Origin of the sequence: Streptomyces sp. NPDC014801 (genome assembly GCF_043082085.1) — a bacterium.
Lineage (GTDB): Bacteria > Actinomycetota > Actinomycetes > Streptomycetales > Streptomycetaceae > Streptomyces.
Map to the genome: position 1 here is coordinate 387881 of NZ_JBIBXG010000011.1, position 21503 is coordinate 409383.

A 21503-nucleotide genomic window follows, 5' to 3' on the forward strand; every position below is an offset into this window, starting at 1 on the left:
CGGAAAGGCTGGGACACGACATGCGCAAGCGCAGTCTGCGGGATCTTCAGGTATCGGCCATCGGCCTCGGGTGCATGGGCATGTCCGCCTTCTACGGAACCGCCGACCGGGACGAGGGCATCGCCACCATCCGGCACGCCCTCGACCTCGGGGTGACCTTCCTGGACACCGCGCAGATGTACGGGCCGCTCACCAACGAGTCGCTGGTCGGCGAAGCGATCCGGGGGCGCCGCGACGAGTACGTCATCGCGACGAAGTTCAACTACCGGATGGACCACGCCGTGCCCGGCGACATCAGCACGGTCGGCCGCCAGGACGGCTCGGCCGAGCACGTCCGCAGCTCGGTCCACGGCTCCCTGGAGCGCCTCGGAACCGATCACATCGACCTGTACTACCAGCACCGGGTCGACCCGAACGTCCCCATCGAGGAGACGGTCGGCGCACTGGGCGAGCTGGTCGCCGAGGGCAAGGTGCGCTACATCGGCCTGAGCGAGGCGAGCGCGCAGACGATCCGGCGCGCCCACGCCGTGCACCCCGTCACCGCGGTGCAGAGCGAGTACTCGCTGTGGTCGCGGGACGTGGAGGCCGAGGTGCTGCCCACCTGCCGTGAGCTGGGCATCGGCTTCGTGCCGTACTCGCCGCTCGGCCGTGGCTTCCTCGCCGGCCGGTTCACCTCGCCGGACGACCTGGACGCCAACGACTGGCGCCGCCAGAACCCCCGCTTCCAGGAGGACAACCTGGAGGCGAACCAGCGGCTCGCGGCGAAGGTGAAGGAGATCGCCGCGGAGAAGGACGTGACCCCGGCCCAGCTCGCCATCGCCTGGGTGCTGGCGCAGGGCGAGGACCTGGTGCCGATCCCGGGCACCAAGCGCCGCACCTACCTGGAGCAGAACGCCGCCGCCGTCGACATCACGCTGACCCCGGACGACCTGGCCCGCATCGACGCCGAGCTGCCCCAGGCCGCGGGGGACCGGTACGACGAGGCGGGGATGCAGTCCGTCAACCGCTAGCCACCGCCCCCGGGAGCACCGGCAGCCACCCGGCCACGCCACGGGCCGCGCTCCCGCCACGCATCGGCAGCCGCCCGGCCACGCTCCAGGTCGCACCGGCGGCCACGGGCCGCCCTCCCGGACGCACCGGCAGCCGCCCCGGGGGGCCATGCCTCCCGCGGCCGCCGGTGCGTCGCCTCCCGACCGGGCGGCCCGCGTTGACGCCGTCCCATAACCTCATGGCGGGGCACGTCAGACGTAGAGGGCGACGCACGTCCGGGAGGCGATGAATGCGCGGTATGGGCACGCGGGTGTTCGCGGGCGCCTGGATCGTGGTGTGTGTCCTGTTCGCCGGAGCCAGCGCACCGAGCGGTGCCCAGTTCGCCGGGTCCCTTCCCCTCGAGGCCGTCCGGGACGTCGTACCGAACCGGGTCATGACCTGGAACCTCTGCAACCCCTGCGACGAGAGCAACGTCGACCGGGCCGCGGAGATCGCCACCTACGCGCCGCAGGTCATCGGCATGCAGGAGGCGTGCGTGCGTGACGTCGAGAGGATCCGCGACTACCTGAAGAGCCGTCACGGGCTCGTCTACCACGTCGCCTACGGTTCGGTGCTGCGCAAGTGGGGGCGGTGCGGGGGAGCGCCGTGGCATCCGGGCGCGTTCGGCCAGGCGATCCTCTCGGCGGCGCCGATGACCGACGTCGTCACCGTGGAGTATCCCGACGGCGGGTCCGAGGACCGCGGGTACATGGCCGTCACCACCACGGTGGACGGCCGGCCCGTCCGGGTCTTCGACACCCACCTCGCCCAACGGCGCCAGGAATCGGTCCGCGCGGAACAGGCCCGCGTCCTCGCCGCGGCCGTCGCCCGTCACGACCGCGCGATCGTCCTCGGCGACTTCAACGCCGTACCGGAGGCCCCCGAGCTCGGCCCGATGTGGGCGCTGGCGAAGGACGCGGACCCCGGGTGCGGCCCCTCGTCCACGGGGAACTGCAAACCGACCACCGACTGGCGGAGCAAGTTCGACTACATCTTCCTGCGGGACGTCGTCGCGCTCCGGCAGCGGGTGCATCCGACCCGCTACTCGGACCACGATCTGGTGCACGCCGACGTGGCCGTGGCCCGCTGACCGCCGCGGAGCGCTACTTGGCGGCCCAGTAGCCCAGGTCGTTCACGCCGAGGGCGTCCGCCTGCTGGAGCGCCTGGGGCGAGCCCAGCACGTCGGACGGCAGGTAACCCGAGCGCACGCCGAGCTCCCAGCCGTGCACCTGGACCGCGAGGGTGGCCAGGGCGAGCGCGTCGAGCGGCAGCAGGGTCGCCGGGCCGGGGTCGGAGCCCACACCCTGCCGATGCTCCACGAGCCGGTTGGCGAGTGCGTCCTCGAAGCGGTCCTGGTCGTCGTCGAGGAGGATCCGCAAAAGGCGCTGGTCGGCCGTCAGGGGCCCGGCCGCATCCAGAACCCGGGCCGCTGCCGCGCGTTCGTCGTCGTCCGGCTTGCGCAGCGGCACGGTCGGCCAGTCCCGCGGCAGATGTCCCTCCGCCTCGGTGAGGTAGAGGCACAGGGCGTCCATCGCCGCGAGATCCGCGGGGCGGGAGACCGGGGTGAACGGCGAGTAGGGCACCCCCGCGCGGACGGCGGGCGCGTAGTCGCCGCGCAGCAGCAGGCCGATGACCCGCTCCCAGTCCCACACCACGCCGCTGACCAGACACAGGCCGAACGCGTCGAGCCAGGTCCGGGCGGTGGGGGCCTCGTCGACCACGTCCCGGAAGGCGTGGTCCTCGCTGGTGATCCGCCGGTCGACGAGCGGCAGGACGACCTCTTGGTCACCGCCGGGGAAACAACCGATGCTCAGCACACCGAGAGCGCACTCCGCCGCGGTCCTCAGCGCCGACTGCGAGGTCTCGTCGAGCGTGGGCGCGCGGACCGTCCGGGCGGCGACATACGCGAAGAGTTCGTCGCCCATCCGCCGCAACCGCCGCGGCGAGGGGTCGTCGTACCGCAGCCCGTGCCACCGGGCGAGGGCCCGCCCGCGGATGTCCTCGAGCGCATCGGCTATCCGCCGGTCGCCCACCTCGTGGCGCGTGACGTCCCGCATGCTCCGCCGTCCCTTCATGATCTTGTCGACAGAGCCGGCACGTTATCAGCGGCCACGGACATCACCATGCGGGCGGCGCGGGCGACGTCCACACGATCACGGCACGCCCGGACATCGGGCAGGGAGAACCTGTCCCCCAACTCCTTGCCGTATCCGTGGAGTCGATCACGCCTCGGGGCGGCTCTGGCGCTGCTGGGCCTCGCGGGTGGCCTGGGTCGTGTCCTGTACGGGTGACTCCTCCTCCAGGGAGCCGGGGGCGGCCCTGTTCGGGGCTGCGGGGCTGTGCGGGGTCTGGGGAGGCGGCGGCGGGCTGTGGTCCTCCGGGGCACCGGCCCCGGCGGCCGGCAGACGCAGGGCCAGCAGGGCGGTGTCGTCGCCGCTGGGGGCCAGGCGTTGCAGCAACTGGTCGCAGAAGACGTCGACACTCTTCCCGGGCAGCCGGCGGACCAGGACGGAGGCGTGGTGGCGCAGCTTGGCCATGCCGGCGTCGATGGGACGTTCCCGGCTCTCGACCAGGCCGTCGGTGTAGAAGAGAAGAGTGGACTCCGCAGGCAGGTCCTCGTGGGCGTCCGGCCAGCTCAGCCCCAGGTGCATGGTGGCGCTCATGCCGATCAGCGGGCCGTGCCCACCGGTGAGGAACCGCGTCCCGCCGTCCCGCGTGATCAGCAGCGGCGGCGGGTGACCGGCGTTGACCCAGTGCAGCTGCCACGGCCCCCCTTCGGGTCCCTCGACCCGGGCGAAGACCAGCGTGGCCATGGGGGCGTCGCTGGTGTGGGTCACCGCCTCGTCCAGCCGTCGCATGATCATGCTGGGCGGCTCCACGTGCGTCCAGGCGAGCGCGCGCAGCATGTTGCGAACCTCGGCCATGTGCGCCGCGGCCTGCAGATCGTGGCCCACCACGTCCCCGATCACCAGGGCCATCACACCGTCGGCGAGCAGGAAGGCGTCGTACCAGTCCCCGCCGATCTCCATGGCGCTCTCCGCGGGCAGGTAGCGGGCGGTCATCCGCAGATGGTCGACCTGGGGCAGCGGGGCGAGCAGCTGGCGCTGCATCGTCGCGGCGACGTTGCGCTGCTCGTCGTAGAGCGAGGCGTTGTCCAGTACGAGGGCCAGGCGGTGGCCGATGTCCGCGAGGAGCCGTACCTCGGCCTCGGGTGGCGTGTCGGAGTCGTCGGCGCAGGCGACCGTCAGCGTGCCGTAGTGCTGCCGCCGCGACCGGATCGGCACGACGGTGGCCGCGTGTCCCCCCAGCCGTTCGAACAGAGCGCGGTGCGTGTCGGCGAACGGCGCCCGGTCGTCCCGCACCTCGGAGGCGTGCAGCAGGAACGGATGCGGATCGCGGACGACCTCGGGGCGCGGCTTCGTCGCGGACAGGTGCAGCGGCCCCGTCAGATGCTTGGCCCGGCGCGGATGGGCCGGGCAGCGCACGGCGACCCGCTCCAGCGCTCCGGACCGGGTGTCGACCAGGTCCACGGCGGCCCACTCCCCGAGCCCCGGGACCAGCAGCGGCAGCAGGCGGCGCGCGGCGGCGGTGGCGTCCCTGCTGGACATGAGCACGGAGGACACCTCCGAGAGCAGGTTCAGCCGACTGGTCAGTGCTTCGAGCGCGGCCGTGTGGGCGGCGGTGCGGGCCTCGGCGTCCCGGTGCAGGCTGAAGTCGCTGAAGACGACCACCAGGCCGTCGCGCACGCCGTTCCTCATGAGCGGCGTCGTGGACCAGATGATCGGAAGGGCCGTGCCGTCGCCGCGCAGGAAGTACTCCTCGCTGCCCTCCACCGCGTCCCGGCTGCCCGTGAGAGGGGTCCGCATCAGGCATTCCTCGCGGGGCACGCGGCCTCCGTCGGGACGGCGGTGCAGCAGGTCGTGTGCGTCACGGCCGAGCATCCGCGCCGCCGACCGGGCCAGCAGGCGTTCCGCCCACGGATTGACGTACGTGATCAGACCGTCCGCGTCCAGCGTGAACACGCCCGCACCGAGGTCACGCAGGACGGCACCCGCGAAGTCGGGATCCACAACGTCGCTCGAACCGGTCATCGGCTTTCACTCCCTGTGGCACAGCTTCCCAGGAGAAGACCACACCGCGCCCCCTCGGTGGCGGCGACTCGCTGCGTGCCGGGTCCCCCGAGCGGGGGCGGCCCTGCCGGGTGGTGCGGGATCCGGGCCGAGCGTCCTTCCTGGCGGGAGGCGCGGGAGACGGGGCGAGGTGGCCGGGGTGGTGGAACGGTGCCGGGCCTGGTGACCTCCGTCCGGGCGCTCCGGGCTCTGCTTGCTCCGGTCGGGGGATCGGGGACATGGGGTGTACGCCGGGGCGGTCCGGGCGGTCCGGGCGGTCCGGCCGAACGGATCGCGGGCGCCTCGGCGGGGGCCGCCCGGACGACGGGCGCGCATGGTCCGGCCCGTACCGGGCATTGCTCGGTGCGGGCTGCCGTCCGACCGGGGACCGGCCACCGCGACGAAGGACGTCCATGACGCGCCACCATCCGCCCGAGCCATGGCATCTTCGCGGCGACATGTACACCGCGCTGTGGCTGGTGCCCGGCCGTGACCTGCCGACCTGGCCGCTGCCCGAGGGCGCCAGAGCGGTGTCCGTGTCGGGACGACGGCTGCTGGTCACCTTCTGGGTCGACTACACGGGCGGCGACCTCGCCTACCGGGAGCTGCTCGTCGCCGTCGTGGTGCGGCACGGGGTCCGCCTCGCGGCCACGGCGGTGCAGGTGTGGGTCGACGACGAGCGCTCGCTGTCCGGCGGCCGGCGGCTGTGGGCCCTGCCCAAGGAACCGGCGGTCTTCACGTTCACGCCTCTGCCCCCGGCTCGGCACCACCTCGGAGGACTGCACGCGACGGTGACCGCGTCCGGTCCGGCCGATGGGGCGGATTCCGCGTCCGGGCCCGCCCGGCAGGAGCCGCACGCGTCCGTCGTGAGCCGGGACCTGCTGCGTCTTCCTCTGCGGGTGCCGGTGCGCGCCCACCTGTCGCAACCCCGAGGGGACGGTACGGACTGCCGCGTACCGCTGCGTCTGGCCGGCCGTCCTTCGGTCAGCCGGTTGCGCATGCGGGTACGCCGCGACGGCCCACTGGCCTACCTCGCCGGCCGCAGGCCCGTCGCGGCCGCGTCCCTGCGTGACTTCCGCTTCACGGTCGGATCGCGCTGACAGCACGGCACCGAGCGGGTACCCCGGTACGGCCGCCGGCGGTCTCTGGTCACGGCACGAAGACAAGACTGACGTTGTGTCCGCCGAACCCGAACGAGTTGGCCAGCGCGGCGGACCAGCGGCCGGTGCGCGGCTCACCGCGGACCACGTCCAGCTCCACGCGCGGGTCGAGTGCGTCGAGATTGCGCGTGGCCGGCACCGTGCCGTCCTTGAGCGCGAACAGCGCGGCCATGGCACCCACCGTGCCCGACGCGCCCATCATGTGCCCGGTCATCGACTTCGTCGCCGTCACCGCGGCGTGACCGCCGATGACCCGGCCGATCGCCTCGGCCTCCGCGAGGTCCCCCGATTCCGTCGAGGTGGCGTGGGCGTGCACGACCCCGATGTCCGCCGGGTCGACGCCGGCGTCGCGCAACGCCAGGTGCATGGCGAAGGCCTGGCCGTCCGAGTCGGAGGCCGTGATGTGGTTCGCGCTCGAACTCACGGCACTGCCGGCCAGCGTGCCGTGGGCGCGTGCCCCACGGGCCCGGGCGAACTCGGCGCGTTCGAGCACCATCATCCCCGCGCCCTCGCCCATCACGAACCCGGATCGCTCGACGTCGAACGGCCGCGACACGGTCTCCGGGTCCGCGGACTGCGTCGACAGCGCCTTCATCTGGGCGAACGCGGCGAGGGTGAAGGGGTGCAGACACGCCTCCACGCCACCCGCCACGACCACGTCGGCCCGGCCGCCGCGGATCAGGTCCTGCCCGAGGGCGAGGGCCTCCGCCCCCGACGCACAGGCACTCACCGGCGTGCGGGCACCGCCCTTCGCGCCCAGGTCCATGCTCACCCAGGCGGCCGGCCCGTTGGGCATCAGCATGGGCACCGTGAACGGGGACAGTCGTCGCATGCCGGCGCGTTCGAAGACGTCGTCCTGCCCCAGGGTGGTGAGGACGCCTCCGGTCCCCGTGCCGATGACGACGGCGAGGCGTTCCGGCTCGACCCCGGGAGCGCCGGCGTCCCGCCAGGCCTCGCGCGCGGTGAGGAGGGCGAGCTGTTCACCCCGGTCCAGCTTCCTGGCCTCCGTCCGCGGTAGCAGGGACGCCGGGTCCACGGTGAGCCCGGCCGCAACGTGCACGGGCAGGTCCGCGGCCCACTCCTCCTCCAGGAAACGCACCCCCGACTTCCCGTCCAGCAGCCCTGACCACGTCGACGGCGCATCGGCTCCGAGCGGCGTCATCGCACCGACGCCCGTCACCAGGACACGATCATCACGGGCCATGCGAGCCTCCTTGAGTTGTATGGATGCTACAGAGCGCTGACTCGCTCTCGTGTCGATCATGCCAGCTCACCCGCAAGGGATCAGGGCAGGAGGCGACCGATTCGGTGGCCGGGTGTTGTGGTATCTCGACAATTGCGCGGGATCAGGTCAGAGGTCAGGTGCCCACGGACAGGAGATATGACCCGAGGAAGTGTGCGGCGCATGGGGGCCGGGTACGCGCGCCCTCTGGGCACGCCCGCACCGACGCCGAAGGCCGCGTCATGAGGTGGCCCGCAGAGAAGCACAGGCCGACGAGGCCCTGCCAAGGAGGAGAAGACGATGAAGACGACGCGACGGATTGCCCTGGTCGGCGCCTCCGCGATGCTCGCCGGAGGCGCTGTGCTGGCCGGCAGCGGTTCCGCGACCGCGGCCACTCCTCCGGCACCCGACCCGTGTGCGGCCGCCGGCGCCACCGCGGGCCAGGCGCCCTCCACCGGAGCCCCCGCGGGTCAGGCGCCCTCCACCGGCGGCCATCGTGCCGCCCGGCAGCCCACCGACCCGTGGATCGAGGACCAGCTCGCGACGTTCTGCCCGTCGTCCACCCACCGGCTCGCGGTGTTCGACCCGTGGGTCAAGGACCAGCTGGCGCAGTTCGAACAGGGCGCCCGGTGAGGGAGGCGGCTGCCGGGTGGCACCCTGACGGTGAGAGGTGACTACGCCGGACTACACCTCCTCGGTGGCGAACAATTCGAGGTGTCCGCACTTGGGGCAGCGATAGGCCTCTATCTGCCGCCGGGGCCGTCCCATCCGCTTGGCACCCCCGAACAGCCCGCGCTGCAACGCGCCTTCGATCCAGCGCGCGTATCCGCGTGAATGTTCGCCGGCGTCCTCGATGAAGCCTTCCGCCAGGCCGACGGTGCCGCATTGGGTGCACGTGTAGGTGTTCACGCGGTGAGTGTAGGGAAGGGCACCCGACCGCCATCCGCCCGCCGGGGACTCGTAGGGCTCTCGTCGGGGTCTCGTAGGGGAAAGGCCCACCCGAAGATGTGGACGGCGCGTTCATATTCGTGCTTATATGGACTCAGCGTTCACATCGAGTGGAGGAAGACCATGAGCACTTCTCCCCGCGCCCCGCGCGTCGCTCTCGTCACGGGTGGTTCCGGCGGCATCGGCAAGGCGGTCGTCGAGAAGCTGGCCGCGGACGGTTTCGCCGTCGGAGTGCACTACGCGGGCAACAAGGCCAAGGCCGAGGCCCTGGCCGAGCAGATCACGGCGGACGGCGGGCAGGCGGTCGCGGTCGGTGGTGACGTGGCCGACGAGCAGGCGATGGAGGCCGCCTTCGAGGACGTGGAGTCGGCGTTCGGCGGGGTCGACGTGGTGGTGAACACCGCCGGGATCATGCTGCTCGCGCCCATCGCCGAGCTGAATCTGGACGACCTGGACCGTATGCACCGCACCAACATCCGCGGCACCTTCGTCGTCTCCCAGCAGGCGGCGCGGCGGGTGCGCCGGGGCGGGGCGATCATCAACGTGTCGACGTCCGTCACCCGCACCCAGCTGCCCACCTACGGCGGCTACGTCGCGAGCAAGGCCGCCGTGGAGGGGATCACGCTGATCCTCGCCCGGGAGCTGCGCGGCAAGGACATCACGGTCAACACCGTCGCTCCCGGGCCGATCGCCACCCCGCTCTTCCTTCAGGGCAAGGACGAGGCCGCGATCGCCGGCTTCGCCAAGGCGGCCCCGCTGGAGCGGCTGGGCGAGCCGCAGGACATCGCCACCGCGGTCGCCTTCCTCGCGGGCCCCGCCCGCTGGATCAACGGGCAGGTCCTCTACGCCAACGGCGGCCTCGCCTGACGTACGCCCCGCAGGGAGCGCGGACGCACCGAGGCGCAGACCGGACCGGCCGCCGACCGGGCCGCGCAGACGGAGGCGCACGCCTCCCTACACTGTTCCGGTTCGTCAGCGAGTGAAGGAGAGACATCGTGGCGAAGCAGGCCGAGGGCGCCGACACGCGCCCGGCCCGTGGGCGCGGCCGTCGTCCGGCCGACGAGGTGCGCGCGGACGTCTTCCGAGTGGTGGGGGAGATCCTCCTCGACGAGGGCATCGCCGACCTGACCTTCGAGCGGGTGGCCCGCCTGTCCGGTGTCAGCAAGACGACCTTGTACAAGTGGTGGCCGTCCAAGGGGGCCCTGGCTCTCGACGGCTACTTCCACGCCGTCGAGCAGACCCTGGCGTTCCCGGACACCGGCGACATCCGAGCCGACCTGCTGAGCCAACTGCGCGCCTTCGCACGGATCATGACCGCGACTCCGGCCGGACGGGTGCTGACCGAGCTGGTGGGCCAGTCCCAGACGGACGCGGACCTGGCCAAGGCCTTCCGCACCCTGTACTCGAGCGAGCGGCGCCGCCTGGCCGCCGAACGGCTGCTGCGCGCACGGGAGCAGGGCCAGATCCGCGACGGCGTCGATGTGCAGGTCCTGGTCGACCAGTTGTGGGGTGCCGTCTACCACCGGCTGCTGATCCCCGACGAGCCGGTGACCGATGCCTTCGTCACGGCGCTCGTCTCCAACCTCCTCGACGGCATCGGTACCGCACCCGGTCAGCAGTGACGGGCCAAGGACCACCGGCCAGACGGAGGTTGTGCACCTTCGCCCGTCTGCGGACGCGCGCACGGGGCATACGGGCTTCACCCCCTTCGTGAGAGGAGCTCGATCATGGCCGGCATAGTCGCAGCGGTGCTGTTCTTCGTCGCCTTCCTGATCAACGCGGCAGACATCAGCACCAACGACGTGTTCTCATCGACCAACGTGATGCTGCTGGGCCTGACCGCCCTGGCCCTCCACGTGGCCGGTATCGGCGCGGGCCGCGTGCGCAGGCGCTGACGTCCGGCTCCCGCGCACGGCGGCTGCCTTCGAGAGAGCGTGTCCACGGTGTGCACACCGCGGGCGGAACTCCGGGTCAACACCCGTACGTCTCCTCGATCCAGGCGGATATCCGCGCCGCACCCCGGCGGACAGCGTCTCCCGGATCCTGGGCGAGGGTCCCGCAGGCCGCCGCGAGAGCCCCCGGACCGCCTGTGTCGATGAGCGCGTCCTGCACCCCGGTCTGCAACCAGTCGGCCTGATTGCCGTCGCCGTCCGCGACCGCGAGGGCGAGGAGCCGAACGGCGGCCACAGTGCCCACCGCAGCCAGGGCCTGTGCCGTCTGCCGTGTCACCGCGGTGTCCTCGGCATCCAGCAGCAGCCTCAACAGCACTGGGGCGGCCTGAGGCACATCGGCGTGAGGGGCGAGCTCTCGCCCCGCACGCGCACGCCGCGCCCAGGAAGCCGAGGACGCCTCCGCGAGGGCTGATCGCACGACACTCATGATCTCCGACACGACCGCACGGTCTCACACTTCCCCCCGCTCCAGGCGCAGTTCGCGGCCCTGCCAGCGGTGGCGCAGCCAACGGTCGTGGCTGGCTACCACGATCGCGCCCGGGGCCGTGCCCAGTGCCTCCTCCAGTTCGTCGCACAGGCGTGGGGAGAGGTGGTTCGTGGGCTCGTCGAGGAGGAGCAGGTGGGGTGGCCGGGCCATCAGCAGGGCCAGTGCCAGTCGGCGGCGCTGCCCCACCGACAACTGTCCGACCGGCTTGTCCAGGTCCGCCTCGGCCAGCAGACCGAGGCGGACCAGCGGCAGCCGCTCCGCCAGCTCCGGCCCCACCGTGAGGGCATAGGTGTCCCGGGCCGTACGCTCGGCCCGCTCGAACACGGTGTCCTGCGTGAGCAGTCCGACCGTCAGTCCGGGCCGTCGGTGCACTTCCCCCTCGGCCGCGAGGCGCCCGGCGAGCACCGCGAGCAGAGTCGACTTGCCCACCCCGTTGCCGCCGGTCACCAGCAGCCGCTCGGTCGCCGCCACCTCAAGGCTCGCAAGGCTGAGCCGGCCGGGCACCCGCACGTCGCGCAGCGACACCAACGGTTCCGGACCCTCCTCGGTGTCCGCGGCCGGCTGCGGCAGGACGAAGCGCAGCGGGGCCGGCGGCTCGGCGACCCGGGTGCGCTCCAGTTCCTCCAGCCGTCGGTTCGCGCTGCGCACCCGGCGGGAGATCTGGCTCTGCACGCGGCCCGCCCGGTGGCCGTACCCCATCTTCTCGTTGTCGCGCGGCCCCCGGTCGGGGGCGAGCCGGTGCGCGGTCACCCCTGCCGCGTGCCGCAACCGCTCCAGTTCCTCCTGCTCCTCTGCGTACCGACGCTCCCAGCGCTCGCGCTCCGCGCGCTTCTCGCTCACGTAGGCGCTGTAGTTGCCGCCGTAGCGCACGGGCCCGTCCACGGCCGGATCGAGGTCGACCAGATCGGTGCACACCGCGTCCAGGAACGCCCGGTCGTGGCTGGCGACGACCACGGTCCCCGGCAGGCCGCGCAGTTGCTCCTCCAGGAAGGCGGCGGCGCCGTCGTCGAGGTGGTTGGTCGGCTCGTCCAGCAGCAGCGCCGACGGCCGCCGTACGAGCAGCGCCGCCAGGGCGAGCCGGCCGCGCTGTCCGCCGGAGAGCGAGCCGAGCGTGCGGTCGTGCGCGACCGCCCCCAGACCCAGCCGCTCCAGCACCAGCGTGGCACGGCGGTCGGCGTCCCAGGACTCGCGGTCCTGGGCCTGCTCCAGACGCGCGCCATAGGCGGCGAGGAGTTCCCGGTGCGCGGGGTCGTCCTCCGGGACACGGGCCAGCTCCCGGCCGAGCCGGTCGAGTTCCGCGAGGTCCTCCCGCGCCTCGCGCAGCGCGTCCTGCAGTACGGCGCCGACGGTCGACGCGGCGTCGAAGGGCAACTCCTGGTGGAGGAAGCCGATATCGGCGGGGCGGGAGACGCTCCCGGCGTCGGGTTCGTCCACGCCGGCCAGCACCCGCAGGAAGGTGGACTTGCCGACGCCGTTCTCCCCGATCAGGCCGATGCGATGGCCGGGGGAGGCGGTGAGGCCGACGCCGTCGAGGACACGGCGGCCGCCGAGGTCGCGGACGAGGTCGTGGGCGAGCAGAGCGGGCTGGGGCACGGGAAACCCTTCCAAGAGGTGAGCGGTGCGGAGTGGGCGGCCCGCCGGGCGCACGGCCTCGGGCGCGGGCCGGGTCACACGCCGCCGCTCACACCGCGGGAGCCCCGGTTTCCGTGAGCGTTCCGTCGGCCAGCCGCAGCCAGCGGTTCACGCCGATCCCGGTGAGGAAGCGGTCGTCGTGGCTGACGACGAGGAAGGCGCCCTGGTAGGAGTTGAGCGCACTCTCCAGCTGTCCCGCGCTGACCAGGTCGAGGTTGTTGGTCGGCTCGTCGAGCAGCAGCAGGTGGGGAGCAGGCTCGGCGCACAGCACACAGGCGAGGGTGGCGCGCAGCCGCTCCCCGCCGGACAGCACGCCGACGGGCAGATGGGCCCGCGGGCCGCGGAACAGGAAGCGCGCGAGCAGGTTCATCCGCTCCGCCTCGGGGCGCCGGGGCGCGAACGCGGCGAAGTTCTCCGCGACCGTGCGGTCCGGGTCCAGCAGGTCCAGACGCTGCGAGAGGTACGCGACGCGACCGTCGCTTCGCCTGATCTCCCCGCGGTCCGGGGCGAGTTCGCCGGTGACCAGCCGCAGCAGGGTGGTCTTCCCCGCACCGTTGGGCCCCGTCAGCGCGATGCGCTCCGGTCCGCGAACGGAGAGGTCCACGCCGCCCTCGGCGAACACGTCCCTGCCGTCGTGCCGCCCCTGCATCCCCTCACCGAGGAACAGGTTGCGCCCGGCGGGCACCTGTGTGTCGGGAAGGTCCAGGGCGATGCGCTGTTCGTCGCGCACGGCCCGTCCGGCCTCGTCGAGGCGGGCCTTGGCGTGCTCGACCCGCGACGCGTGCATCTGGCCCGCACGGCCGGCGGACTCCTGCGCCCCGCGCTTCATGGTCCCGGCGAAGATGCGGGGCAGCCCGGCGCTCTTGAGGTTGCGGGCGGCGTTGCTCGCGCGCCGTTCGGCGCGCTCGCGGGCCTGCTGCAGTTCCCGCTTCTCCCGCTTCAGCTCCTGCTCGGCGTTGCGCACGTTCTTCTCGGCGACCTCCTGCTCGGCGCGCACCGCCTCCTCGTAAGCAGTGAAGTTGCCGCCGTAAAAGCGGAGTTGGCCGGCTCCCAGCTCGGCGATGGAGTCCATGCGGTCGAGCAGGGCGCGGTCGTGGGCGACCAGGAGAAGAAGGCCCTGGAAGTCCTCCAGCGCGTCGTACAGCTTGTGCCGGGCGTCACGGTCCAGGTTGTTGGTCGGCTCGTCGAGCAGCAGCACGTCGGGGCGCTTGAGCAGCTGCGCGGCGAGACCGAGGGAGACGACCTGGCCGCCGCTGAGCGTGCTCAGGCTGCGGTCGAGGGCTAGTCCGGCCAGGCCCAGGCGGTCGAGCTGGGCGCGGGTGCGCTCCTCGATGTCCCAGTCGTCGCCGATGGTGGTGAAGTGCTCCTCGCTGACGTCGCCGGACTCGACGGCGTCCAGCGCGCGGATCACGTCGGCGACGCCGAGCACCTCCCCGACGGTGAGGTCACCGGTCAGGGGCAGGCTCTGCGGCAGGTACCCGAGCGTGCCGCTGACGGACACCGAGCCGGCGGTGGGCTTGAGTTCACCGGCGATCAGCTTGAGCAGCGTGCTCTTGCCGGAGCCGTTGGGAGCGACGAGGCCGGTGCTGCCGGCGGTGAGGGCGAAGGACAGGTCGTGGAAGACGGGGGTGTCGTCGGGCCAGGCGAACGACAGGTTCGAGCAGACAAGGGTGGCGTCGGACATGGACGTGACCTCGGCAGGGCTGGGGGCGAAGACAGCTCCGCCCCGGGCAGACGGGGGGAAAGGAGGTACGACGAACCGGCCGCTTCGGCAGCGCGCTTCTTCAGCGCGTCCGGCGGCCGCGGGTCCGGATCTCACCCGGAGATGTCGTCGTCACCCACCACGTCTGCGACTCCTCTGTGCAAGGTCTATGGCACTGACACCTTAACAGGCTTGCCCCTGTGCCCCTTTGCGGGACGGTGATCGTGCCGCCCCGTTCCCTGTGAGCACCCCGGGTTCCGGGGGTGATGTCCGCATGGGGGAGGATGCGGGCCGGGGAGGGATTTGAATGCGTTCAAAAATACCGGAGTCGCAGGTGACGCAGGCGCACGGGAGGACGCGCGTGCGGGACAGATGCGGCGCCGTACTGACGGCTTCGATGTCGGTGCTGGCCGTCGAAGCCGTGATCGCGACGATCGGTGTCTTCGTCTGGGGTCAGACGCAGGAGAGCCCGGGCGCTTCCGTCAACGCCATGGGCTTCTTCCTCCTGATCCTCGTCGCGCCGTTCGTCGCCGCGGCCGGAGCGGCCATGGCCGCCCTGCTGTCGGTCGGCGTGGTGATCCCGCTGATCGTCGCGGCCCGATGGCTCGGTCGGCGGCTGACGGGGGACGAGGCCTGGTGGTGGATCCCGGCGGTGGCGGCCCTCGGTGCCGCCCCGGCGACCGTGGCGGCGGGCGCGGAAACCGGACTTCCGGCAGTCCTCGCCGTGTGGGTCGGCCTGACGGCGGGACTCACCGCGCCCGCCCTGGTCGCCCGGAGGCTGTTGCTGCCGCACTGCCGTTGGCTCTCCGGTGGAGCGATGGCCGGGCGGGTGGCGTGGTACGGAGCGCTCGCGGTCGTGGCCGCCGCGCTTGCCGGTGCCGGCGTCGTGGCGGAATGGGGATACGAGCCGCCGCGACTGAGTGCCGAACGCGTCGCGGGGACGTGGTCCGACGGGAAGGGCGGCACGCTCGCCCTCCTGGCCGGCGGGAAGGCCGTCGCGGCCGGTGTCGACACCTTCGACCGCGACGACACCTCCACATCGGTGACGCGCGAGTGCGCCGGGACCGGAACCTGGGAGTACGACCCCGGTTCCGGCCCCTGGACCCAGCAGGTCAGGGTCACTGTCGACGACTGCCCCATGGCGGCCTGGAGCGTGTTCGGGACCCGTGACCACCCGAAGCTGTTCGTCTTCATCGGCGACCCCGACGGCGGGGACCTGTACGTCATGCGACGCGGCGGCTAGCGAGCGTCCCCCTCGGGAGGGGCGCGGTGCCCGCAGGCGTGCGACGCGGAGGCGGTGCGGCGCTCATCCGCGGACGGCCGGTTCGAGCACCTCCTCGCACCACTGCCGGAACGTGGTCCGCCCCGCGTTGGCGGGAGTGCGGGGCACCCCGCCGTCCAGGCCCTCCTCCTTGGCGCGCACCATGTCGACGTACGCCTGCGCGACCTCGTGGCCGGCTCCCCGCGCGAGGAGCCCTGCGCGCACGTCTTCGAGCGACTGACGCTCGTAGCGGACCGGGCGGCCGAGCACCTCGGACATGACACGCGCCATGTCGTCGGCCGACAGATCCTCGGGTCCGAGCAGCGGCGCTTCGCCCGTACCGGTCCACGAGCGGTCGAGCAGCAGGCCGGCGGCCGCCTCGGCGATGTCCCGGGTGGCGACGAGCGGCGCCTTGAGGTCGGCGGCGAGCGTGCCGGTGAACACGCCGTCGTCGCGGATCGAGCCCGCCTGTCCAAGCAGGTTGTCCATGAAGGTCGTGCAGGCCAGCGCGCGGTAGGCCACGCCCGTGCTCGCGATGAGGTCGTCCATGGCGAGCGAGGCCGTCACCTGCCCGGCCCGCCCCGCGAGGGGAGTGCCGCGGCCGAGCGCCGAGACACCGACCACGTGTCCGACCCCGTGGGCGGCGAGCGCCTTCGCGGCGGGACGGGTGAAGTCGAGGTACACCGACTCCAGGCTCGGTGCCCGCAGGTCCGGCGGGGCGAGCCAGAAAACGGCGTGCGCGCCCGCGAAGGCCCGGTCGACGACCTCGGCGTCGCCGTGCGAGCCGGCGACGACGTCCACGCGGGACCTGACGCCGTCGGGAAGCCGTGCGGGATCGCGCACGACGACGCGCAGTTCCTCGCCGCGCGCGGGCGCCCGGTCGAGCAGGAGGTGCAGCAGCCGGGAGCCGATCTGTCCGGTGGGTGCGGTGATGACGATCATGTGTCGAGTGTCCGGGCGGCATCCCGCGGCGGTCCAATACCTTCCCCGACGATTGATACCGTGAAGGTATGGATCTGGATCTGCGCAAGCTCCGCTACTTCGCCGCGGTGGCCGAGCATCGGCACTTCGGCCGGGCGGCCGAGAAGCTGTACATCGCCCAGCCCGTGCTCAGCCGACAGATCAAGGCGTTCGAGCAGGAACTCGGGTGCGCGCTGCTGGTGCGGACCACCCGTACTGTGGAGCTGACCGCTGCCGGCCGTCAGCTCTACGAGGAGGCGCAGGGGATCCTCGACGCGGTCACCGCGGCGGTACGGCGCGTCCACGACGCCGACCGGGGCGTCCAGCGGCTGGTCGTCGCCTTCTCTCCCGGGCTGCACGTCTCGGACGCGATCCGCGCGTTCGGCGCACGCCACCCCGACGTGCAGACCGACGTCGTACCGGCGCGCTGGTGGGAGCAGGACGCGCCCCTGAGGGACGGACGGGCCCAAGTCGGCTACCTGTGGCGGACGTTCGACGAGACGGGACTGCGCACGATCCCCATCGGCCGCGAGCCGAGGGTCGCCTGCATGCCCGCGGTGCACCCGCTGGCGAACCGCCCGGACATCACCCTGGCCGACCTCGACGGCGAGCGGATGATGGACGCGCCGACGCGGCGGACGTCCTCGCTGGAGGAGAAGTTCGAGCTGATCGCCGCGGGGCAGGGCATCGCGCTCGTCCCGCGGAGCGTCGCCCGCTCCTACTCCCGCGACGACCTTGTCCACCTCCCCGTCACCGACGCCCCCGGCATGGAAACGTGCCTGGCCGTGTGTGCGGACCGCCGCGAGAAGCCGCTGCGCGACTTCCTGGCCATCGCCACCGCGATCCTGCGCGACGATCCGGACACCGGGGCAGGCGCGTCGCGCTGAGCACGGGTGGGTTGGCACCGAGGGGCTGCGGCGCGCTGGCGTGTCCTTGCGGGCGATCGCGTGAGGATCACCCGGCACCTCAGCCGGTGTGGAGGACTCGGAACCGGTCGGGTCGCGCGGGGTCCCGGTCGACGACCTGGACCGGTGGCCAGGCCCATTGCCACACACCGATGCCAGGCACGCGGGAGAACCCGATCCGCCCGCGGGTGCCCTCGACGGCGACCCGCGGCCAGGCTTCGGCCATGCGCGCCCGGTCCGTGCCGTGGGTGCGCAGGACATCGGCGAGGACGGTGATCGCGTCGTAGCCCTCGAAAGCGACGAAGGACGGCGGTTGGGAGAGCCGTCGGCGGAGGGCCGTCTCGACTCGGGTGCCGAGCGAGGTGAGCCGTTCGGGCAGGTAACGCAGGAAGGGGACGGCCGCTCCGTCATCGCCCAGCAGCGCCGCCCATTCGGCGAACTCCGGCTGGCCGGCCGGAGCGCCGATCAGGAGGTCGGCGAGGCGCTGGTCGAGGCGGACGGACCGGACGAGCGGCACGGCGGGCTCGGGATGGCCGACCAGAAGCAGGAGCGCTGTCGCACGGTGGTCCACGAGTGCGTCGCAGACGGCCGAGGGGCTGAGCTCGGTCATGTCGAGTGCGACGACGGTGCCGCCGTGCGGGGCCAGGTACTCCCGCAGCAGGCGGGTGCCCGACGCCCAGTAGACGCTCGGCTGGGTGACCACGGCGACACGGCTGTGGCCGGCCCGGCGGAGGAAGTCCGCGTAGATCCGCCAGCCGTGGGACTGCGCGGGACACAGGCGCGCGACCCGGTCCGTCGGCTCCTCGGTGAGTGCGTCGAGTACCGCCGACGAGCACAGGTACGGCAGGCCGAGCGCGTCGGCGCGGGCCGCCGCCGTACGGGCGACGACGCTGTGATACTCGCCGGTCAGGGCGGCCACGCCCAGCTGAGCCAGCTCGTCCACGGCCGCCGCTGCCCTCTGCGGATCGGCTGCGGTGTCCCGCACCACCAGCTCCAGCGGCCTGCCGTCGATCCCTCCCGCGTCATTGACCTCCTCTACGGCCAGCTCCATCCCGGAGAGGAGATGCCGGCCGGCCTCGACCCAACCAGGACGCGTCAGCGGTGCGAGGGCGCCGATCCGGAGGGGAGGGGAGACGGTGCCCGGTGTGCCCACGGGCGATGGCGGCGTGTTCATGTGGTGGCATCTCCGGACTGACCGTGCGATCGCAGGGTGATCATGAAACGGCAGCCTAGCCGTGCTACTTGGAAAAACAAAGTGGATTGTCTCCGGCTTCGAGGAGGACCGGGTCGGGCCCGGGCGGGTGTCACGGAGCGGTGATCTCTGACGTTCGGAAACGGAGACGGGTCGCCCCCTGGTCGCAGGCTTGATCCGGTAGTCTTGACGCACCCAGACTTGTGCTTGAAGGGCCGTCACCTTCGCGCAGACCGAGGAGGCGAGCGATGCCGGAGAGGAATCTCGAGTTCGGCCGGTACGGCGCTCGCGGCATCAAGGGTCATGAGGCCGTGGCCCGCCAGCTCGATGCCCTCGCCAACTTCGTCGCCACTCCGATCACGGCCCGTCGTGGCCTGCTGGCGCGCCTGCATTACCTGACCCGCACCGAGCATGCCCGCCAGGCGGCCCGCGAGGCCGGTCTGACGGTCACCGACCGCACCCTCAGGGCCTGGCTGGACGGCCGGCGCAGCCCGTCGAGGAAGAACCTCGAGCGCATCGAAGCGGTCTACCGCACGGTGCGGCGTCACAACGTCGCCCGCTATCTGCTCGCGCGCCTCAACCGCGAGGGCCGTGGCACACGCGTGGAGTTCCACCCGCTCAACCAGTCCCAGGTCACGCGGCCCCGCCAGCGTGTGATCTCCTACCGCACGCTCAACGTCCGCCGCTGGGACCGCATCGTCGAAGCGTGGGCCGACGACGACGCGGAGGCCCTGGACGACGCCTGGATCAGCGACGCGGTGGTGGACCTGGGTTCCGAGTGGGGCCAGTACGAGTACGTCACCAACATCGGCTTCGCCGCCTGACGCGAGAGACGGCAGTCACTGGGCGTTTTTCCCCGCCAAGCACGCGCCGAGGCCCCTTAGGCGGTACCTCATTCCCGCCTCGTCCGTCTCCGCCATCGCCATCGCCGGTCGTCGCGATGACCCTGGCGGGAAGGGCACTTGGACAGGAAAAACGCAATATCGACATGGCCCACCGAGGCAGCTACCTTCATCTGGTCTTCAGCGATCGCACACGGTCGCACGAGAGTTCCTCCACTCGCTCCCGGGCGCCATCGAGCCCGGTCCTCGCCAAGCACCCCCAGACCAGGGAGAGATGCATGCCCCACCTCGCGCTGTACACCTTCGGCGTTCTCAAGTCACCTCTCGCCGATCCCACACCTCGTACGCGCGAGTTCTACGAGATCGGTGAGGCTGTCTACCGAGAGATCAGTCAGCAACCCGGCTACCTCGCGCGTGCTGAAGCCGCGGACGGTCAGCAGGGACTGCTCTTCGGGGCCGACTGGGGAGCATGGGGAGAGTTCGTCGTACCGGCGTGGTACGACAAGGGCCGCACGGTGGAAACCACCGCCCTGGCCGCGACCCTCTCCCTCTGGACCGGCCTGCGCCCCGCTTTCGACGCCGTGTACACCGGTCTGCACCGCACGGCGCTGAACAGGCGTTACGACTGGTTCGAGAGGACAGACCACCCGAACTACGTGGCGTGGTGGGTCTCCGAGGGCGTGATACCCACCTGGCAGGACGGGGTCTCCAAGCTGGAACATGTCCAGGACCACGGCTCCGCGCCCCACGCCTTCACCTTCCACCGCTCGTTCACCCCGGACGGAACGCCGACCGGGATCGAAGGCCTCGGGCCGAAGAGCGGCCGCCCCTCCGCCGTCAACCTGCGAAGTCCGAGGTAGGCATCGGCTCTCCACGTGCGCAGACTTCGATCAGCTACCACGACGGTCTAGCCATGGAGGAAACGAACGATGCGTACGCTCAAGAAGACCGGGGCCGCTCTCTCGGCGGCGGCGCTGCTGTCCGGTCTGCTGACTCTGGCCGGCGCCTCGACCGCCAGTGCCGCTGACGGCTGCAACAACGACAACGGCCGGACCGTCCGCACCGCGTTCGGCGGCAGCGGACAGGGCATCGAGCTCCGGGCGAACGGCTCGGGCAACAGCACCTGCGCCTGGGGCCGCATCGTCGGTGGCGCGCCGGGGATGCACGTGTGGGTCGACCGCAGCAGTGACGGCGGCCGGACCTGGGAGCCCCAGCTGGGCTGGACGGAGATCAGCAGCGGCGGCAGCGTCTGGACCGAAGCGTGGCGGGACAGCAACGGCAAGCTGATGCGCGCCTGCGGCGACTCGGGCTACAACACGGCGATCACCTGCACCGCCTGGTACTGACCGGGACCAGCGAGGGACGGCCGCCCGGCGGTCGGCCGCCCCTCGCTGGCACGGCCCGTCCGGCGGTCGGCCGCCCCTCGCTGCCGCGGCACGTCCGGCAACCAGCCGCCCCTCGCTGCCACCGCCCGACCTCAAATCGCCCTCAGAACAGGCCCGTTGTCTCTCGTCGGAGACCGCGTGTGGCACATAGTGGCGGGTGATGTGACCGTCCGCGGGGGCGGTCGCGGTAGGGGGAAGCTGCCCGTGACCTTTCGTTCCAGGGTGATCGTGACCACTGCCGCCGTACTGTGCAGCCTGACCCTGGTCAGCTGTACCGGATCGGGACAGGCCCACCGTCCTTCCCCGAGCGGGCCATCGGGGACCGTCGCTGACACTGCCGGTCCACCCGGCCGGAGAGCTGAGCGCATCGAGGGGGAAACCGTCACCGCTGCGCCGAAGCTGCCCTCCGGTGAGCCGCTGGCCCAAGTGGCTGCGGTCAAGGGGAACCGCCGGATCGACCTCGGAGAGGTCGCCGCACGGCCTCTGGGCGTGGTGGTCAACTGTCAGGGGAGGGGCACTCTCACCGTGCAGGTGCTGCCGGTGAACCTGAGCTTCGCCCTCGCGTGCTCGCCGGGGGAGGTCAGCGGTACGTACAACGAAGTGCGGCTCAGTCGTACCCATCCCGACGCCACGGTCTCGGTGACCGCGCCGTCCTCCGTCTCTTGGTCCCTCGCGGTCGGCCAGTAGCCGAAGCGCCGGCTGTACAAACCGCCCTCG

The 21503-nt window shown here is 72.1% G+C and carries 22 protein-coding genes; 13 read left to right on the forward strand and 9 right to left on the reverse strand.

Annotation, left to right across the window (positions count from 1 at the left end; all coding sequences use genetic code 11):
• The first annotated feature begins 20 nt into the window (after window positions 1-20).
• Both ACF1AL_RS27655 and ACF1AL_RS27660 read left to right on the forward strand, forming a co-directional pair.
• Window positions 21-1010, forward strand: a complete 990-nt coding sequence (locus tag ACF1AL_RS27655; RefSeq protein WP_391827891.1) for an aldo/keto reductase — start codon at window positions 21-23, stop codon at window positions 1008-1010.
• 269 nt (window positions 1011-1279) lie between these two features.
• Window positions 1280-2119, forward strand: a complete 840-nt coding sequence (locus tag ACF1AL_RS27660) for an endonuclease/exonuclease/phosphatase family protein (RefSeq protein WP_391827893.1) — start codon at window positions 1280-1282, stop codon at window positions 2117-2119.
• A gap of 13 nt (window positions 2120-2132) precedes the next feature.
• Here the strand turns inward: ACF1AL_RS27660 and ACF1AL_RS27665 are convergent, their stop codons facing one another.
• On the reverse strand, window positions 2133-3086 hold the full coding sequence (locus ACF1AL_RS27665; RefSeq protein WP_391699405.1) for an immunity 49 family protein: 954 nt from the start codon (window positions 3084-3086) through the stop codon (window positions 2133-2135).
• A 165-nt stretch (window positions 3087-3251) separates the two neighbouring features.
• Window positions 3252-5120, reverse strand: coding sequence for a SpoIIE family protein phosphatase (locus ACF1AL_RS27670; RefSeq protein WP_391820096.1), 1869 nt, complete (start codon window positions 5118-5120; stop codon window positions 3252-3254).
• Window positions 5121-5551: 431 nt separating this feature from the next.
• Here ACF1AL_RS27670 and ACF1AL_RS27675 point away from each other — a divergent pair, with 431 nt between their 5' ends.
• Window positions 5552-6238 carry an acetoacetate decarboxylase family protein gene (locus tag ACF1AL_RS27675; protein WP_391778444.1) on the forward strand — a complete coding sequence of 229 codons (687 nt, stop codon included), beginning with the start codon at window positions 5552-5554 and terminating at the stop codon, window positions 6236-6238.
• Window positions 6239-6287: 49 nt separating this feature from the next.
• Here the strand turns inward: ACF1AL_RS27675 and ACF1AL_RS27680 are convergent, their stop codons facing one another.
• On the reverse strand, window positions 6288-7502 hold the full coding sequence (locus ACF1AL_RS27680) for a beta-ketoacyl-[acyl-carrier-protein] synthase family protein (protein ID WP_391827895.1): 1215 nt from the start codon (window positions 7500-7502) through the stop codon (window positions 6288-6290).
• Between the two features lie 318 nt (window positions 7503-7820).
• On the opposite strand from ACF1AL_RS27680, the gene ACF1AL_RS27685 reads away from it, so the two are divergent.
• Window positions 7821-8153: a hypothetical protein gene (locus ACF1AL_RS27685; protein WP_391699398.1), complete on the forward strand. Its 333-nt coding sequence runs from the start codon at window positions 7821-7823 to the stop codon at window positions 8151-8153.
• 51 nt (window positions 8154-8204) lie between these two features.
• On the opposite strand, the gene ACF1AL_RS27690 is transcribed toward ACF1AL_RS27685, so the two are convergent.
• Complete coding sequence (locus ACF1AL_RS27690; protein ID WP_384212111.1) at window positions 8205-8429, reverse strand: hypothetical protein; 225 nt, start codon at window positions 8427-8429, stop codon at window positions 8205-8207.
• A gap of 162 nt (window positions 8430-8591) precedes the next feature.
• Between ACF1AL_RS27690 and ACF1AL_RS27695 the strand changes: the two genes are divergently transcribed.
• The 3 genes from ACF1AL_RS27695 (at window position 8592) to ACF1AL_RS27705 (ending at window position 10363) form a co-directional block, all read left to right on the forward strand.
• On the forward strand, window positions 8592-9335 hold the full coding sequence (locus ACF1AL_RS27695) for an SDR family oxidoreductase (protein ID WP_391827897.1): 744 nt from the start codon (window positions 8592-8594) through the stop codon (window positions 9333-9335).
• Between the two features lie 128 nt (window positions 9336-9463).
• Window positions 9464-10090, forward strand: coding sequence for a TetR/AcrR family transcriptional regulator C-terminal ligand-binding domain-containing protein (locus ACF1AL_RS27700; RefSeq protein ID WP_391657644.1), 627 nt, complete (start codon window positions 9464-9466; stop codon window positions 10088-10090).
• A 105-nt stretch (window positions 10091-10195) separates the two neighbouring features.
• Complete coding sequence (locus ACF1AL_RS27705) at window positions 10196-10363, forward strand: hypothetical protein (RefSeq protein WP_366840376.1); 168 nt, start codon at window positions 10196-10198, stop codon at window positions 10361-10363.
• A 76-nt stretch (window positions 10364-10439) separates the two neighbouring features.
• Here ACF1AL_RS27705 and ACF1AL_RS27710 read toward each other — a convergent pair whose 3' ends face one another.
• From ACF1AL_RS27710 to abc-f, 3 genes are all read right to left on the reverse strand, one after another.
• Window positions 10440-10859, reverse strand: a complete 420-nt coding sequence (locus ACF1AL_RS27710; RefSeq protein WP_391827899.1) for a hypothetical protein — start codon at window positions 10857-10859, stop codon at window positions 10440-10442.
• A 12-nt stretch (window positions 10860-10871) separates the two neighbouring features.
• Window positions 10872-12500 carry an ABC-F family ATP-binding cassette domain-containing protein gene (locus ACF1AL_RS27715; protein WP_391827901.1) on the reverse strand — a complete coding sequence of 543 codons (1629 nt, stop codon included), beginning with the start codon at window positions 12498-12500 and terminating at the stop codon, window positions 10872-10874.
• 88 nt (window positions 12501-12588) lie between these two features.
• Window positions 12589-14223 (reverse strand): ribosomal protection-like ABC-F family protein, encoded by a 1635-nt coding sequence (abc-f, locus tag ACF1AL_RS27720; protein ID WP_391827903.1) that lies wholly within the window; start codon window positions 14221-14223, stop codon window positions 12589-12591.
• A 379-nt stretch (window positions 14224-14602) separates the two neighbouring features.
• Between abc-f and ACF1AL_RS27725 the strand changes: the two genes are divergently transcribed.
• Window positions 14603-15484: a hypothetical protein gene (locus ACF1AL_RS27725; RefSeq protein ID WP_391827905.1), complete on the forward strand. Its 882-nt coding sequence runs from the start codon at window positions 14603-14605 to the stop codon at window positions 15482-15484.
• A gap of 63 nt (window positions 15485-15547) precedes the next feature.
• Here ACF1AL_RS27725 and ACF1AL_RS27730 read toward each other — a convergent pair whose 3' ends face one another.
• Window positions 15548-16444 carry an NAD(P)H-binding protein gene (locus ACF1AL_RS27730; protein ID WP_391827907.1) on the reverse strand — a complete coding sequence of 299 codons (897 nt, stop codon included), beginning with the start codon at window positions 16442-16444 and terminating at the stop codon, window positions 15548-15550.
• Between the two features lie 68 nt (window positions 16445-16512).
• Between ACF1AL_RS27730 and ACF1AL_RS27735 the strand changes: the two genes are divergently transcribed.
• Window positions 16513-17349: a LysR family transcriptional regulator gene (locus ACF1AL_RS27735; RefSeq protein ID WP_391657639.1), complete on the forward strand. Its 837-nt coding sequence runs from the start codon at window positions 16513-16515 to the stop codon at window positions 17347-17349.
• A gap of 79 nt (window positions 17350-17428) precedes the next feature.
• On the opposite strand, the gene ACF1AL_RS27740 is transcribed toward ACF1AL_RS27735, so the two are convergent.
• Entirely contained in the window at window positions 17429-18541 is a 1113-nt protein-coding gene (locus ACF1AL_RS27740) for an ABC transporter substrate-binding protein (RefSeq protein WP_391827909.1), read from the reverse strand.
• A gap of 266 nt (window positions 18542-18807) precedes the next feature.
• On the opposite strand from ACF1AL_RS27740, the gene ACF1AL_RS27745 reads away from it, so the two are divergent.
• From ACF1AL_RS27745 to ACF1AL_RS27760, 4 genes are all read left to right on the forward strand, one after another.
• Window positions 18808-19383, forward strand: coding sequence for a transcriptional regulator (locus tag ACF1AL_RS27745; protein ID WP_391827911.1), 576 nt, complete (start codon window positions 18808-18810; stop codon window positions 19381-19383).
• A 296-nt stretch (window positions 19384-19679) separates the two neighbouring features.
• Window positions 19680-20261, forward strand: a complete 582-nt coding sequence (locus ACF1AL_RS27750; RefSeq protein ID WP_391820085.1) for a DUF3291 domain-containing protein — start codon at window positions 19680-19682, stop codon at window positions 20259-20261.
• A gap of 69 nt (window positions 20262-20330) precedes the next feature.
• The gene (locus tag ACF1AL_RS27755; RefSeq protein WP_384212090.1) at window positions 20331-20747 is read left to right on the forward strand and encodes a glycosyl hydrolase; all 417 of its coding nucleotides are present in this window, start codon (window positions 20331-20333) and stop codon (window positions 20745-20747) included.
• 243 nt (window positions 20748-20990) lie between these two features.
• Complete coding sequence (locus tag ACF1AL_RS27760) at window positions 20991-21473, forward strand: hypothetical protein (protein ID WP_391827913.1); 483 nt, start codon at window positions 20991-20993, stop codon at window positions 21471-21473.
• Window positions 21474-21503 lie beyond the last annotated feature (30 nt).

Coding starts and splice junctions, on each gene's coding strand:
- ACF1AL_RS27675 (WP_391778444.1), top strand. CDS start 5,552: ATGACGCGCCACCATCCGCCCGAGCCATGGCATCTTCGCGGCGACATG.
- ACF1AL_RS27685 (WP_391699398.1), top strand. CDS start 7,821: ATGAAGACGACGCGACGGATTGCCCTGGTCGGCGCCTCCGCGATGCTC.
- ACF1AL_RS27730 (WP_391827907.1), bottom strand. CDS start 16,444: ATGATCGTCATCACCGCACCCACCGGACAGATCGGCTCCCGGCTGCTG.
- ACF1AL_RS27740 (WP_391827909.1), bottom strand. CDS start 18,541: ATGAACACGCCGCCATCGCCCGTGGGCACACCGGGCACCGTCTCCCCT.
- ACF1AL_RS27735 (WP_391657639.1), top strand. CDS start 16,513: ATGGATCTGGATCTGCGCAAGCTCCGCTACTTCGCCGCGGTGGCCGAG.
- ACF1AL_RS27680 (WP_391827895.1), bottom strand. CDS start 7,502: ATGGCCCGTGATGATCGTGTCCTGGTGACGGGCGTCGGTGCGATGACG.
- ACF1AL_RS27745 (WP_391827911.1), top strand. CDS start 18,808: ATGCCGGAGAGGAATCTCGAGTTCGGCCGGTACGGCGCTCGCGGCATC.
- ACF1AL_RS27655 (WP_391827891.1), top strand. CDS start 21: ATGCGCAAGCGCAGTCTGCGGGATCTTCAGGTATCGGCCATCGGCCTC.
- ACF1AL_RS27665 (WP_391699405.1), bottom strand. CDS start 3,086: ATGCGGGACGTCACGCGCCACGAGGTGGGCGACCGGCGGATAGCCGAT.
- ACF1AL_RS27755 (WP_384212090.1), top strand. CDS start 20,331: ATGCGTACGCTCAAGAAGACCGGGGCCGCTCTCTCGGCGGCGGCGCTG.
- ACF1AL_RS27705 (WP_366840376.1), top strand. CDS start 10,196: ATGGCCGGCATAGTCGCAGCGGTGCTGTTCTTCGTCGCCTTCCTGATC.
- ACF1AL_RS27695 (WP_391827897.1), top strand. CDS start 8,592: ATGAGCACTTCTCCCCGCGCCCCGCGCGTCGCTCTCGTCACGGGTGGT.
- abc-f (WP_391827903.1), bottom strand. CDS start 14,223: ATGTCCGACGCCACCCTTGTCTGCTCGAACCTGTCGTTCGCCTGGCCC.
- ACF1AL_RS27660 (WP_391827893.1), top strand. CDS start 1,280: ATGCGCGGTATGGGCACGCGGGTGTTCGCGGGCGCCTGGATCGTGGTG.
- ACF1AL_RS27670 (WP_391820096.1), bottom strand. CDS start 5,120: ATGACCGGTTCGAGCGACGTTGTGGATCCCGACTTCGCGGGTGCCGTC.
- ACF1AL_RS27750 (WP_391820085.1), top strand. CDS start 19,680: ATGCCCCACCTCGCGCTGTACACCTTCGGCGTTCTCAAGTCACCTCTC.